Source organism: Planktothricoides sp. SR001 (genome assembly GCF_001276715.1).
Taxonomy (GTDB): domain Bacteria; phylum Cyanobacteriota; class Cyanobacteriia; order Cyanobacteriales; family Laspinemataceae; genus Planktothricoides; species Planktothricoides raciborskii.
The window spans coordinates 174,416-188,559 of record NZ_LIUQ01000001.1; the positions used below are offsets into that span (position 1 = coordinate 174,416).

12 protein-coding genes are annotated in these 14,144 nt (G+C 45.6%); 5 read left to right on the forward strand and 7 right to left on the reverse strand.

Features of this window, described 5'->3' with window-relative positions:
• Positions 1–22 precede the first annotated feature (22 nt).
• Entirely contained in the window at positions 23–1,462 is a 1,440-nt protein-coding gene (locus AM228_RS00645) for a WGR domain-containing protein (RefSeq protein ID WP_054464148.1), read from the reverse strand.
• Positions 1,463–1,896: 434 nt separating this feature from the next.
• Here AM228_RS00645 and AM228_RS00650 point away from each other — a divergent pair, with 434 nt between their 5' ends.
• The gene (locus AM228_RS00650; protein ID WP_197285182.1) at positions 1,897–2,337 is read left to right on the forward strand and encodes a CAAD domain-containing protein; all 441 of its coding nucleotides are present in this window, start codon (positions 1,897–1,899) and stop codon (positions 2,335–2,337) included.
• Positions 2,338–2,440: 103 nt separating this feature from the next.
• Here AM228_RS00650 and aroA read toward each other — a convergent pair whose 3' ends face one another.
• Positions 2,441–3,769, reverse strand: coding sequence for a 3-phosphoshikimate 1-carboxyvinyltransferase (aroA, locus tag AM228_RS00655; protein ID WP_054464150.1), 1,329 nt, complete (start codon positions 3,767–3,769; stop codon positions 2,441–2,443).
• 255 nt (positions 3,770–4,024) lie between these two features.
• Between aroA and AM228_RS00660 the strand changes: the two genes are divergently transcribed.
• Positions 4,025–4,516 (forward strand): hypothetical protein, encoded by a 492-nt coding sequence (locus AM228_RS00660; RefSeq protein ID WP_054464152.1) that lies wholly within the window; start codon positions 4,025–4,027, stop codon positions 4,514–4,516.
• Between the two features lie 145 nt (positions 4,517–4,661).
• Here the strand turns inward: AM228_RS00660 and AM228_RS00665 are convergent, their stop codons facing one another.
• The 3 genes from AM228_RS00665 to AM228_RS00675 all read right to left on the reverse strand — a co-directional run bounded on the left by AM228_RS00665 (position 4,662) and on the right by AM228_RS00675 (position 8,444).
• Positions 4,662–5,138 (reverse strand): hypothetical protein, encoded by a 477-nt coding sequence (locus AM228_RS00665; RefSeq protein WP_054464153.1) that lies wholly within the window; start codon positions 5,136–5,138, stop codon positions 4,662–4,664.
• Positions 5,139–5,496: 358 nt separating this feature from the next.
• Complete coding sequence (locus AM228_RS00670; protein ID WP_054464155.1) at positions 5,497–6,579, reverse strand: M23 family metallopeptidase; 1,083 nt, start codon at positions 6,577–6,579, stop codon at positions 5,497–5,499.
• Positions 6,580–7,493: 914 nt separating this feature from the next.
• A complete protein-coding gene (locus tag AM228_RS00675) occupies positions 7,494–8,444 on the reverse strand; it encodes an alpha/beta fold hydrolase (RefSeq protein WP_054464157.1) in 951 nt (316 codons plus the stop codon).
• A gap of 414 nt (positions 8,445–8,858) precedes the next feature.
• Here AM228_RS00675 and AM228_RS00680 point away from each other — a divergent pair, with 414 nt between their 5' ends.
• Positions 8,859–10,277, forward strand: a complete 1,419-nt coding sequence (locus AM228_RS00680) for a hypothetical protein (protein ID WP_054464159.1) — start codon at positions 8,859–8,861, stop codon at positions 10,275–10,277.
• A 162-nt stretch (positions 10,278–10,439) separates the two neighbouring features.
• Here the strand turns inward: AM228_RS00680 and AM228_RS34765 are convergent, their stop codons facing one another.
• Together AM228_RS34765 and AM228_RS34770 are read right to left on the reverse strand one after the other, a co-directional pair.
• The gene (locus AM228_RS34765; RefSeq protein ID WP_231636516.1) at positions 10,440–10,907 is read right to left on the reverse strand and encodes a hypothetical protein; all 468 of its coding nucleotides are present in this window, start codon (positions 10,905–10,907) and stop codon (positions 10,440–10,442) included.
• A 202-nt stretch (positions 10,908–11,109) separates the two neighbouring features.
• Positions 11,110–11,664: an NB-ARC domain-containing protein gene (locus AM228_RS34770; protein ID WP_231636517.1), complete on the reverse strand. Its 555-nt coding sequence runs from the start codon at positions 11,662–11,664 to the stop codon at positions 11,110–11,112.
• A 975-nt stretch (positions 11,665–12,639) separates the two neighbouring features.
• Here AM228_RS34770 and AM228_RS00690 point away from each other — a divergent pair.
• Together AM228_RS00690 and AM228_RS31520 are read left to right on the forward strand one after the other, a co-directional pair.
• Complete coding sequence (locus tag AM228_RS00690; RefSeq protein WP_054464161.1) at positions 12,640–13,410, forward strand: hypothetical protein; 771 nt, start codon at positions 12,640–12,642, stop codon at positions 13,408–13,410.
• Positions 13,411–13,626: 216 nt separating this feature from the next.
• On the forward strand, positions 13,627–14,115 hold the full coding sequence (locus tag AM228_RS31520; RefSeq protein WP_054464162.1) for a hypothetical protein: 489 nt from the start codon (positions 13,627–13,629) through the stop codon (positions 14,113–14,115).
• Positions 14,116–14,144: the final 29 nt, after the last annotated feature.

A 14,144-nucleotide genomic window follows, 5' to 3' on the forward strand; every position in this document is an offset into this window, starting at 1 on the left:
CGTTTACTACGAACCCCATCGGTTAATCTACTAATTTTTTAATTTCACCATAGGCACGATAAAATTGACCTCTATCCGATTCGCGAAGTTCGGCCACAAGATACCGCGCTCCTTCTTCGCGGATATTACGAGGAAACTGAACGTTCCAGTCAGGATTGTAACCGGAAGAAATGGCGCGAACTCGCAATTTTTCGCCCTCACGAATACAGCGAACCACAACTCCTTCGGTTGCCTCGGAGATATGTTCAAGAGCAATAGTTTCAAGAGCATTGGAAACCGTCGTTCCCGGCTGTTTTGGCGCTTGCAGTTTCGCGGTTTGGGGTAAGTTTCCTTCTCGTGCCGATTGAATGGCGGTTTCACTAACATCAATACAGGCGAGATAGCCGCTAGTTGTCACCAGGTAGAGTCGCTGATTTCGCCATTGCATTGATAGGGCAGAACCGCATCCCGTCGCCAGTTTCCACAGTCGTTTTCCGGAGCGATCAAAACAATAGATAGACGAACAGTTGTCTCCGGCAAAAATATAGTTGCCCTGGAAATCTGTCGCACAAGAATATACTGCTGCATCGCATTTACATTGGGCGCGATTCTCTCCTTGTTTGCTAAATTCGTAAACAAAATGTCTTGCCGTTCCCCCATAGACGCTTTCGGCTTCTTGCCAGCCAAATAATACGCTACCTTCGGTATTTTGATGCCATTGCACTCGTCCGGCTTCTAAGTCATAGCAAGTGACACCTTGGCTATGTCCGTGATAAACACCATTGCGATCGCAGCGCACCATCCAACCATATTTTCCTTGGGATAATCGCGTCCAGTGAAACTCATCTTCAGGATGGAACAATGCCACTTGTCCTTGTGCGTCGGAAACCGCTAACAACCCATCGTAAATATCCAGCCAGAAAATATCGACATTTTCCTCAATTTCATAAGCCAAACGGGGAATTTTGCCCGACAAATCGTAAACGTTCCCATCATCGCATCCAGCGTAAAACCAGACATCATCAGCGACGAGACATTTCACCCCGTCCGGTAGTTGAAACTGATTGATCACCTGCCCTTGGAAATCGAGGGCAAAGACTCGTCCTTCTTGGTTTCCTACCCAACAGGCAAATTCACTAATAAAAATGCCGAAGGCTACTGCCCCTGAATCGAACTTCCATAATACGGGGGCAGAACGGGCGGTAGACTGGCTGCTGGTGGTTTCGCGCCGCGTGACGGAGCGTTTCTGGCGAACTCCCTTCACCGCACGTTCGTAGCCTTTGCTTAGTTTTTCTTTGATTTTCTTATCGGCAGCGGCTTTGGCTTTTTCTGGGGTGGGATAATCGCTAGTTTGGATGCGTCCCTGATCGCCGATCCGTCCGTAGCGAATAATGACTTGGGTTTCTTTGATTGTTATTTCATAAAACTTGTGCGAAACCCCTTGTTCTTCGGACAATTCCAGGTAAGTGATCTCTTCGGTCATAATTTTTTTCTCCGGTAGTTAATCGGGCGATCGACACACTAAGGTCTAAAATTCCAGGATACTCCGTTATTTATTCTCTCGTTACCCTCGTGACTTAGCAGACACCGGACGCATTAATGGATTGTGTTCGCACCTAGACCGTCTCTTGAGTCGCGCTGCCCTATCCAAACGGGGCACAAGTATTAGAGTAGTAACATTACTAAATCCCCTGCCCAGTAAGGTTTCAGGGCTCGGCAAAAATTCCCCTTGAGGAGGCGATCGCTTTTTCCCCAAAAAACCAAATTATCTGTTAAAAATCTTCAGAATTCGCCAATTTTTGAGAAACTAAGTCAGAACAATCCTGTCTGACAGCTTCTCTGCTTAGTGCTATGGTTCAAAGGCAGGGGAAGAGACCCCTGGAGGATTGTACAAATCATCATTGGTGAGGTGTGATTATGGATCCTGAAATGAAGCCAACATCAGAAATGGCCGATGTGGAAACGATGGATATGGATGTGAATACGGACGACTCCGGTTCACTCAGTACCGTTGCCTCTAAAGAAGAATCGGGGCAACAATGGGACAATATCAAGAATACGGTGGTCGATATCTTATCTGAACTGCCGGATTATGTGGGTGGTTTTTTCAACCAATACCAGAAACCCATTGTCACTGTGACCCTTTTGATCGCCGTTTTAGTCACCATTAAAGTGACCTTTGCGGTGGTGGATGCAGTGAACGAGATTCCCCTGTTGTCGCCAATTTTTGAGTTAGTTGGGATGGGCTACTCGATCTGGTTTATTTACCGTTATATGCTGCGGGCTTCTACTCGTCAGGAGTTGTGGCAAGAAATTAATGGGATTAAAAGCCAGTATCTCGGAGCAAAAGACGAGTAGTCTTTGCCGAACTTGACTTAATTTCTGCCCCCAAATCAGTAAAGGGCGGATGATTAGATCCGCCCTTGTTGAATTGAAAGAAAACGGCGATCGCCCTTGTTGGTTATCCGCCGATCGCCTCTTGTAAGGTGCTGGTAAATTCCGGGTAAGAAATGGCAGCGGCTTCGGCCCGATGAATGGTGGTGGTGTCTTTGGCGCATAAAGCCGCGATCGCCAAACTCATGGCCACCCGATGATCGTCGTGACTATCCACCTCGGTGCCAGTTAACGGGGTGCCGCCGGTAATTTCTAAGCCATCGGGCAATTCGGTGACGCGGGCACCCAGGCGGTTTAACTGGGTGGCCATCACTTGCAGGCGATCGCTTTCTTTCACCCGTAACTCCGCAGCATCGCGAATCACCGTTGTCCCCCGCGCAAAAATAGCGGCTACGGCCAAAATCGGAATTTCATCAATTAAACGGGGAATAATATCACCCGCGATCGTACAAGCTTTAAGCTGACTGTGGCGCACTCGTAAGTCCGCCACCGGCTCACCAGCCACCACTCGCTGATTAATCAATTCAATGTCTGCATCCATCATCGCCAAGGCTTCCAGGATGCCGGTGCGCGTGGGATTTACGCCCACATTTTCCACGATTAATTCTGACCCAGGCGCGATCGCCGCCCCCACCAGCCAAAATGCTGCCGAACTGATATCCCCAGGAACGACCACCGGCTGACCCTGTAACTGTGCTTGACCTGTCACCGTGACACTATGGGTTTCCGGATCCACCTGAATCTCCGCGCCAAACGCTTTGAGCATTCGTTCACTGTGATCCCGAGACAGGGCTGGTTCTGTCACCGTAGTTTGACCTTCGGCCATTAACCCAGCTAACAGGATGCAGGATTTAACTTGGGCTGAGGCAATGGGCGAATGATAATGAATCCCTTGGAGTCGCTGACCTTGGATTGCCAGAGGCGCCAAAGCATTACCCTGCCGTCCCCAAATTTGCGCCCCCATTTGTTGCAACGGCTTGACCACACGAGACATAGGGCGCGATCGCAACGAATGATCCCCCGTCATGGTAAAAAACTTATCAGGATGGCTGGCAAGAATCCCCAACATTAAACGCATAGTTGTGCCAGAGTTGCCACAGTCTAAAATATCCGTGGGTTCTTGCAAATTCCCTAAGCCTACCCCGCGTACCCGCACCAGTTGGGTATTCAGTTCAGAAATTTCCGCGCCGAGGCGGCGAAAACATTGGGCGGTACTGCGGGGATCTTCTCCCAGGAGAAGTCCTTCAATGGTGGTTTCTCCAGTGGCGATCGCTCCTAACATCAAAGCGCGATGAGAGATCGATTTATCTCCCGGCACTCTGATATTTCCGTGCAAGCAGCGATCGGCACTCGGTCGAATACTCAAATCTTTTTGATTGGCTGTGATGTCCGTCATAACGATAAAAAGCGGGATTGGGCTAAACTGATCAATAAGAGCCCTAGACATCGTACCACTGCAACTCCCCGGATCGCCTGACTAATTAATTGTTTATAAATTATGGTGATTTCCACAAATCACCCTGGGAAAATCAAAACTGAAATCAAAACTAATTATGTCCAACTCTGAATAAATTAATCCCCAAATCCTGTTAACAACTTGATATTAAAGCTTCCCTCATCTCTGTCACCTAAAAACCAAACCATGAATTTTATGCTCACTCATCGTCGCAAACCTGTCTCCCTATCGCTGATTTCTACCGACCTGCCCGTTTGGTCTGCGGTAGACACTGCCGCCACCCTCTATCAAAAAGATCAAGATCGCTTTCATCTGCTCTTGACAGAACCGGCAATTTATGATAAAATATATAGCCTAAATTCTACCGAAGTGGCCACCCTCCCCGCTCCACCGAAATCTCGTCTCCTGTGGTTAGAATTTTCCCCTTATCGAGCGACGATGACCATGCAAGGCAACGGAGAATATAGTTACCGTCATCTTTGGGAACGAGGAATGTACGGGATTAGCCGCTACTGGATCCAAAATAAAACCGACGGGGCTACAGACCAGATGCGCTTGCGAAACTATACTCGCAGCCTGACCCTGACCGGACGCCCCATCCCGGACTATCTCCGTTTAGAATATGAACTCTGGTCAGGTAAAGTCCAGTTAGGTCGCTATATTCTTAACTTGGAAATTCATCATTAACCGCCGCGATCGCCTATTTTTTCTGTTACTGGTTATTGGTTATTAGTTATTGGTTACTCGTTAGGTGATTCTCCTAAAGAGTAACCGCCCCCAGTCGATGGCGGGTTCTCCCCGCGATCGCGGCATCTCCGCACCCCCGCATTCCCTACGGTGATGGCACCTTACAATAGCGATTGATTTGCTTAGAGAGTGACTCAGCTTCTTGGGAGGCTTGACTAATGGACAACCGAGCTTGAGTCACCTTGAGTCTTGCTTGTTTGACTTGCGGCAAGGTGACTTCTAGGGTCGATTTATTCACTATGGCGATCGCCGCACTGGTCTGAGCAAAGGCATCGCCATAGATTTGATAAATCTGCACAAATTGGGAGCGAAACTCTTGCAGTTTTTCGTCTGTCACCGCCAACTTTTCTAATTCTTGCCTAAGAAGCTTTAAACTATTCGCTTTTTGGGAAATCGCCTTGCCATCATTGAGAGCAACATTCGTCAACAGGTCGTTCCCTTGGTTGAGCATCGTCATCAGTGGACGACATTCGGCCAAAGGTCTGTGAGTACAACTGGACAAGACCACAGTCAGCAAAACGCTAACGGGAATAATTTTTTCAAGTGGGGCAAGAAGCGGCATGGAAGATTTACCAAAAATTAAGAAGTAATTAATTTACCTAGTATTCTGATGGAATCTATGAAGCCGAGGGACAGAATAATCTGTCTCTCGGCTTCTTTATTTTCTTTAATGTTCGGTCAAGGTTACAGCGGTTTTTAGATTAATAAACCACAGCCGGCGGGGATAGAAATCCCCGCCTAATGTCGCGCAAGTCGGATAAATCCGACTAGGAAGTTTATATTAAAAGAATTTCAGTCGGTTTTAACCGCCTGTAGGGGTCAACGGCCGTTGACCCCTACAGGCGGGAATTCATTCCCCGGCGGTTAATGTGGTTTACTCAGTAGAAAACCGCTGTAAGGGCTTATTGGCGATCGCATCATTACCAATGCTGGTGAGCAACGGAATTACTCGAAGGCAAATAAACCATCGGGTTGACAGTGCCTTGTCCAGGCAGATGTAACTCGAAATGTAAATGAGGCCCGGTACTGTATCCGGTAGAACCCATAAATGCAATCAGTTCGCCTTGTTTCACCACCTGGCCAACCTCAACTCGATTCTCAGAATTATGAGCATAGAGGGTTATACTGCCATCGGGATGTTCTATTTCCACCAAATTGCCATAGCCGCCACTATGCCATTCAGAGGTAATCACCACCCCATCGGCAGCGGCCACAATTGGTGTCCCAATGAGGCCGGCAATATCGATGCCATGATGCATTCTGCCCCATCGCCAACCATAGCCTGATGTCATAATTCCTTGGGCTGGCCAATTATAGCCATTAAAAACTGGGCGTTCTGGTTGCAATTCTGGCAAGTAAGCCGTAGCGGACGCAAGGGGGGGAATTGCTGGGGTATGAACGGAGTCAGGGAATAAGAGTGCTACCTCTAGGGCTGTGGTGGACGTACTCAAAGGGTAGTTGGAGTCGTAGTTGGGGTCTAGGTTTCTTTGGGGATGGGCGACTGATTCTTGACGGTTGCGATCGGAATAATTTCTGGTAGCAGTACGGGAACGATTTTCTTGTCCCACGGAAGCAGTTGGCGGCTTGCCTGTAGGGGTAGCGGTGCGAGGCGGTACATGGGGGCGGAATTGGTTCGACCGATTCAGAAAATTCTTTGGGTCCAGACTATTTTCGGTTGGTTTGGTGCGAAAATCTGTCAACATCAGATTTGATGCTTCGGTGACAGGGGATAGGGGTTCGAGATCCTCTGTGGCTGTGATTGTAGAGGCGATCGCGGCTGATGGGAAGTCAAAGCCGGTTTGCCAAGCTAATTGCCCAGCTAAATTTACCGATGCATCGTTGTTCCCTGCGACCATTGTGGGGATAAAAGCATCCGCAGACGGCTCGGCAAATTCGGTTACATCAGACTCAAAGTCTTCATCGGTGTTAACTTGAGCTTGCACCTGCTCCACAGCACCAAGGATGACCAAGAGAGTGGTAGTAGCTAAAATTCCTGATTTCATGTTTTTTACCTCAGAGGTATCCTCAAGACAATCAACTGTCTTGATTAATAAAGATTGAATTGGTTGGCGACTATCCTTCCAATCAAAATGCACTCAAACCCTGAATTTGAATCTGTGGGAGATCAAATGAATGATTCAACCCACGGGAAATCGATGATAGTCGCAGCTTTTCGGTGATCTATCTTGGTTAATCAAAGTCTAATCCTGCTTGATTCGTTGTCATATACAAGAGATCAGGCAGATTTACCAAAAAGATCGCCAGATTTTCAGTAGATTCCTCTGATTGCCAGCAACATAGAATGAAGTTGCTATCTTTAACAGCGATAAAAATCCGTATTTTTACGGAGTGGTTAATCGATGTAGCCCTTAGATTGGCAGTTTTCTAGTAAATTCCCTGATATTTTTTAAGCTAATATTCTACTATACGTTTAATTATTCTCATCTTAAGCGATGAATATTCCTTTTGACAAGATATTTTTGTGAAGTTTTGACAAAGTTTGTTTAAAAGTATTGTAAATTACTGCCAGTAATTCCTGGGAGATTGACAAAACCGAAAAATTAGGTTAAGCCAGCGAGCTATTTTTGTCAAAAGGGACTCAGGGATCTGCGGTTCCACAAAAGCGGGTTGGCAACGCACCTTGATGTTGGATTTAAGTGGTAGCCAACAATCTTTTGATATTCTACCAGTTTGCTTATAGCATTGGCGATGAAGGCGACGACAAGTATTAAAAAGTTTGATGTAATTATGGGGATTTTCCAACAAGACTGACTGGTGCGATCGCTTTTCCGGCGATTCCGGATTCTTGCTACCGTCTTACCTCTTGATCCCCATTAATGACCCGGAAAAAGCCCACGGGTTAAAACCCGTGGGGAAATAAATAAATCAAGTCTGCATGGATGAAGGGAATAATCAATCAGGATCCGGTGTTGCTACGTCTAATCCAATCTAAGATTTCTTGATTGATTTGTTCGGGATACTCATCATAAGCACAATGACCCGCTTGGGCAATTTCCACTAAGTTTAACTGGGGATTTAAGCTGAGATAGCGCCGAAACCCTTGGAGGGGAACAATTTGATCTTGTTGACCCCAAATTGCCAAAATTGGGATGGCTACTTTTGAGAGTAAATCTTGGAGTGATTTGCTGCCATAGTCCGGGTCATTGCGCGATCGCGCCAAGCGACAAAATACGTCTAAAGCGCCGCGATCTTGGGGGGGAGTGGCAAACAAATCCACTAATTCTCGATCCACTAATTCGGGACGGCGATAAATTTTTTTCAGCACCGATCGCAGCACTGCCGGACGACGGATCAACCGAAATAACGGGGATAATAGCAAGGGATTTGCAAAGAGTTTTTCCAAATATCTCGCAAACGCGGGGGGTTGATTACTCTGGGTATCCGGGAGAGTCAGCAATACGAGATCCGAGGCCATTTCTGGATGATTGGCGACAGTATTTAAAGCCACAGATGCCCCCAAGGAATGCCCGATTGTCACCGCAGGCACTCCAATCATACAACGCCAGAAATCATAGACTAACTCACTCCAAAGGCTGACATTATAATGAGCCGGTGCTTTTTGCGATGCGCCAAAACCCAGAAAATCCAGGGCATAGACACAATGGTGTTGACTCAAAGGTTGCAGGTTATAGCGCCATTGCCCCAAGGCGGAACCAAATCCATGTAACAATAAGAGGGGCTTGGCGGTCAGACTGGTTTCGCCATTGGTCTGAAGGGAATTTCCCGCCGTGGCATTTGCCGACGCTGGTCTGATATAGGTGTAGCGGATTTGCCAACCACGCCAAATCCAATTTCTTTGTGAACCCAGATGGGTGGGAAATTTCGGGGTCAGGGTTGGGGATTGCATGGTCAATTTTATTTAATGTAATGTGATCTGAGGACACTGCATATATCTTGCCTGAAAAGGATCGGTGATTTTGCCTGGATTTTGCCTGAGCGTCGCATTTTCTGCCGTGTCCCCGACGGAGCAAATTACAGCTTAATAATTAAAGTTGCTTTCTGCTGTTGGCTGAATTTTCGCCCAATTTCCAAGAATCTAAAACATTTTCGCTGATTGATATTGAATCTTGGGAATATTTTGGCTTAAATCATCCTTAGATATAGTAGGGGCAAGATGATTTGCTATAAAACCGGCCTATGCTCTGATGGGGTTATGGGGACTCCGTGGGGCGAATCGCGATTTTCCAGATCGCCATAGGATTTTCTCTCTTGTTGGTATGATAAAGTATGATCCGGCTAAATTAAAGGTGCAGAGGTCGTGATGAATTTTGAACAGGAGTATCAAAAATGCCTGGATAAGCTAGTCTGGGCGACTAATCATCTACAATTTGAAGTCTCTGAAACGAAACTTGAGCAGATCGCTGAACTCATCGTCCAACCGATGACTGGTCCTTGGCGCTATTTCCATACTCCCGATCATATTTTTGAAGTCGGTGGTTCTACAGATCCGATAGAAGTTTTAGCCGCACTATTTCACGATCTCGTCTATGTCCAGGTAGATCAAAGTGTAAATTTTAATCTGGCTTACTATATTAGTGGGTTGATCAAAGAGGTCAAACCTTTGAAAGGTGGCGGCAAGGAACATTTAAAAATCCGCGATCGCTCAGAAATTGGTAAAGATGATATTTTTGATATTGTCCTGTCAGTATTTGGGTTTACTCCCGGTCAACAGTTGTCTCCCTTCGGGGGACAAAATGAGTTTTTAAGTGCTCTGGTAGCGGCAAAAGCGCTCCAAGAATTTGTCTCTAAAAAAATCTTAGTTCAAATTAGCGCTTGTATCGAGGCAACCATTCCTTTTCAGATGCCAAGTGCAGACGGCTTAACCGCAAGCGATCGCCTCTACAAACGGATACAAGAAACTAACAATCAGTTTAACCTCCAGTTTACGGACGAAGAAATCTTAAGCACGGTGAAAAGAGCAGTTCGGATGGCTAACCGAGACGTGGAAGGGTTTGCCACCCCCAGTGCCGCCAGTTTTCTAGATAATACCTGGAATCTGCTGCCAGAAACTAATCATAATTTAATCAATTCCAGCACTTATACGGTTCAGGAATATCGGGTTTCCTTACAAAAGATGGAAGGATTTATGAATTTCCTGAAACCGGAATCAGTCTTTCGTCAATTTGCCGGAGAACCGGACGAGGAAACCTACAATAATTTAGTCAATGGCTCCCGCAAAAATATTGAAGTAGCTCGACTGTATCTGGGCACCAAAGTGGTGACGATTGCTTTTATAGAAGCGATATCTTTACGGGTTGGCTTAGATATTCCTCTCTCCACCATGATGGGAGAACTACCGGAAAAGGGCACCACCAGCGCCAAAAAGTTAGAAGACTTTTTGCCGAATTTAAACGATCAAGCTTATCACCCGAAAGATGAGTTAGAAACCACGGTTTTGAACTTATTGGAAAAAGGACGGACGAAAAGTTCCGCCTACGATATCAAGCATTCGCCTTTAGCCACATTTTTTGTCAAAACAATGGGCTTTGATGAAATTAATCATCAATTAAACCATGCTAAAGAGTTTTTTAAACAACTAGATTCTGCTGGAGACTTACCCTCTAAGATTTCGGCGGCTAAAGTATTTATTGCTGGGTTTAATTCTACGGTGACGAATCAGGTGACGGATGGGATTTTAAAAGTCTTTGATAGTCGCCGAGAAGCCTTAAGCCGCTCTTAATTAGGCAATTCTGGCAAAATTCGTGCAAAGCCCCCGGATCCTCGGGGGGTTGGGGGGATCGAAACAGGTATTTTGCAAGAGATATATTAAAGAGGGATTTTGCTGAAATTTTTTCTCTAGCGCCATCATACCCCTAGGGACACGGCATTGCCGTGTCCTTATTTATGAGTAATTTTTCACATAATTTTTCACCAAAGCGGGAATATCGAAAAGGGACGATTCGTTATCTGTGGCTTTTTCGATTAAACCCCGTTTTCTTAAAGATTTGATGGCTTTGATGAAGTCAGCATCCGATAAAGGTAGGGGCGATTCGTGAATCGCCCCTACTCCTGGTTTTTGGGAAATATCTACTGCTTTTTGGTTGGCTAACCATTGGATGACTATTTTTTCAGGTTCAGATAACCGTTGATAATATTCTTCTAAGATGGGTTCTAAGTCTCCGAGAAATAAGGTAGGATAAGATAAGAAGCGATCGACGCTGCGGTTAAATAAGTCTTCGATGGTAGCGGCAACGATATTTAACCAGGACGGGTTGCCGCTATAAATTTGGATTAGTTTCCCCCATTTATCCTCATCCTTTAACCCTTTGTTGGTCAATATTTCGGTTGCTGCTGCTGCCAAACCACCCATTTGTAAGTTGCGGCAATGGCGGTTTTCTCCTTCTAAGGTGGCAATTTCTGTGGGCTTTTCCCAAGTCAGAATTAGGAAGAAACTTTTGTGAGGCGATTCGCTAAAGCGATAGCTACGCTTTACGCGCCATTTCTTTTAATAACTTACCATAACTTTCGGCTTCTGGGAGATAAGTGCCTGCGAATTTTTCAGGGGCAAAGAGTTATTGGAAGTCGTCGAGAATGATGAGACAACGATTTAAACGCAAATAGTCGATCGGGGATGATGATTTCGTTTCCTGATTTTGGGAAAAAAACTCGATTAAATTGGTTTGGAAAGATTTTAGGCTGAGAGTTTCGCTACAGTTGCGCCAAAGAATATAGTCAAAGTTATCTTTAATTTGTTCTACCAGTTCTCTAGGGAGGGTGGTTTTGCCCATTCCCGGCAAGCCAAAGATAGTGATAATGCGGATTTTTTCATCCAAAATCCACTTTTTTAGGGTGGTTATTTCTGCACGGCGGTTATTATGATGCTCCCATTCCGGGGCTTCGGTTAAATTGTGACTTTGTTCTGGTTGTTTGCTAGGGTAATTTGTGGAGGAATTGGCAGAGGGCGATCGCAATTTTCCTACTTTCTTTACTTTGGGATAAGGGCAATGTTCCTTACAGAAGTTAAAATTAGCAATTTGTACGCTGTCACCGAAACGAAAATTTAATATATTGGAATATTCTACCTGTTCTATAGAACGAAAATTAGATTGCCTAACATCTTCTCTCAATTATTTTGAGATTAATTGCCATAATTTCCTGGCCACTTTTTTGATGCGATCGTGGCCGCGATTACAGTTTTGAGCAATTTCGGGGTACTTCTTGCCTGCCCAAGTCTCTTCAAGCACGATTTTTTGCAGAAAGTCTGCTTTCCCGTTTTCTCGAATACCAGCCGGTCTGTCTAGTCTAAGACTTCTTGAACGTGCATAGATCAAAGTGGTTTTCTGTCTAAGATTACACTAACACTATCTTAGACCATTTTACTCTTTTTGCCACTAAATTAGCATTTTTTACCCACAATTAACTTGGTAAATAATTGTTATTTTACACTAAATTACTCCTAAGTATTACTCCTAAGTATAGTTGTCAACAGTAAGATTGCGTGCAAGCATAAAAAGAGGAAATCTTTCAGATTGTTATTCCCGGGCAGGGGGGAATCCATAGAGACTTTGTATTTCACAAAGATGCTCTCCGCCTATAGCCAATGTAATAGTAATCAAAGCCGAGGCATCTTAGGGCGATCGCGAATATTTTAGGGCGCAAGCCGAAGCGCCCCTACCGTCGCCAAAATTTTATGTAGGGGCGCTTCGGCTTGCGCCGATTAACTTTTGTTTGTCGTTCCCATTTGACTATTAACAGATTATGCCGCAATTGTCCAGTTCAGTTTTAGGGCGAAGCATTCGGATATGTTTTAGGGCGAAGCATTCGGAGATAAAATCTATGGTTTTATCTGAGAAATTGTCGCCCGGTAAGCGAAGCCATGCCCGCAGGGCTATATGCTTCGCCCCTACATTTGATCTAATTGCAGCAAAAAATGAGCGAAAGCTGACACAAAACCGAGAGAAAAATGAACTGAAAATATTCTGGTAAATTAGCGATATTGCAATTAAGAAAATTTTATTACTCGTTTCTATCCAGCAGCCCAGAAATGCCAAATTACACCGGGCTGCATATCAGGTCGGTTTCATGTTGATGAGGATTAAATTATGAGTGGGATAAAAGCATACGAGATCGTGGCTGGCGCTGCCGCAGCCCCTGCCAGCACTGGTGTTGCTGCACCCAGTATCTTCGGTGCGGCTTTGGCAACGGTTGCCCCCGCAGCAAGAGTGATACTGGCTACTGGGGCGGTTTTGGCGGCTGGAGTCGCGATCGCCAATTTGGGTTCTCAGGCTGTTCATGCTTACCAGGAAAGAGTGCGACGCCAAGAGGAAGCGGCCCGTCAACGGGAGCAAGCGGTTCAGCAGCGCATTGCTGACCTGCGATCGCGTGTTCGCGCTAATGCCAGTAAGTCTAAAGTTACGGTTAAGTCACCACCATCCCGTCCTACGGTAGAGCCAGAGGACAGGGATGCTCAACGCAAAATTCAAGATTTAAAATCGCGACTCCCCAATATTGAGTCTGAATATCAGGCTTTGGTAAATCAAGGACTTTTGGACGCTCAAACTGCCAACCAAGCGCTGCAAAAGACTCGACAGGCTGTGAATGATGGGAATTGGGCTGCGGCTAATGCTCATTTGCAGGCTTTGGACGATGCCAGAATGCAGGTGATTGAACAACTGCGCTCTCAGTGGGAAGTCCAAATTAATTATGTGCAAGAACGGCTCGATGGGTTGCGCGATCGCCTCCCAGCCGCAGTTACAGAGAACCTGAACTACGCTGCCCTAGCGCGGGCGAATTGGCAGCGTCTTTCTGACCAGGATTTACAAATTTTGCACCAGCAAAAATGTAACAATTCCGTAGAAATACGGAAAGCTTAACTTTCAGGAAATGAGGTTTGCATTTTCACGTGGCTGGTTCGATTGGGGAAACCCCCCTCACCCCTGGTTGACGGTTCAACAATGGCTAACCGAAATTTTGCCAGAATTGTCTAATGGACTGTCCAATAGACGGTTTCACCAATTGGAGAGTAGGGACATAGGCTTTCGCCGTGTGCTGATTCTGTGTATTAAACCGAACACCAGAAACCGGGTTTCTTGGAAAGCTATCAACAGTTATCTTTATTATTTATCAAAGAAACCCGGTTTCTCATCCCCACAGTTAACCCCAATTATCAGAAACCGGGTTTCTTGGAAAGCTCCCAAAAGTTATCTTTATTATGCACCAAAGAAACCCGGTTTCTCATCCCCACAGTCAACCCCAATTCTCAGAAACCGGGTTTCTTCTTTGCGATCGACAGTTATTTTTATTATGCACGAAAGAAACCCGGTTTCTCATCTCGGCAGAAACCGGGTTTCTTATTTGCTAACAACAGTTATCTTTATTATCCACCAAAGAAACCCGGTTTCTTTTTTAGCTTGAGGCGCGATCGCCGGGTTCTTGGTGGGGGTTATTTCCTTTGCCAACGCATCATCCGCACACAACACAAAAGCGTCAGCAGTAGCCATCCTGATGTAAAGCATAATCCAGAATATGATGTCACCGGAACATCCGGTAAAGACTGTGTATTCACTTCAATAAATTGATTAACGTAAGGTTCAACAAAATTGCTATA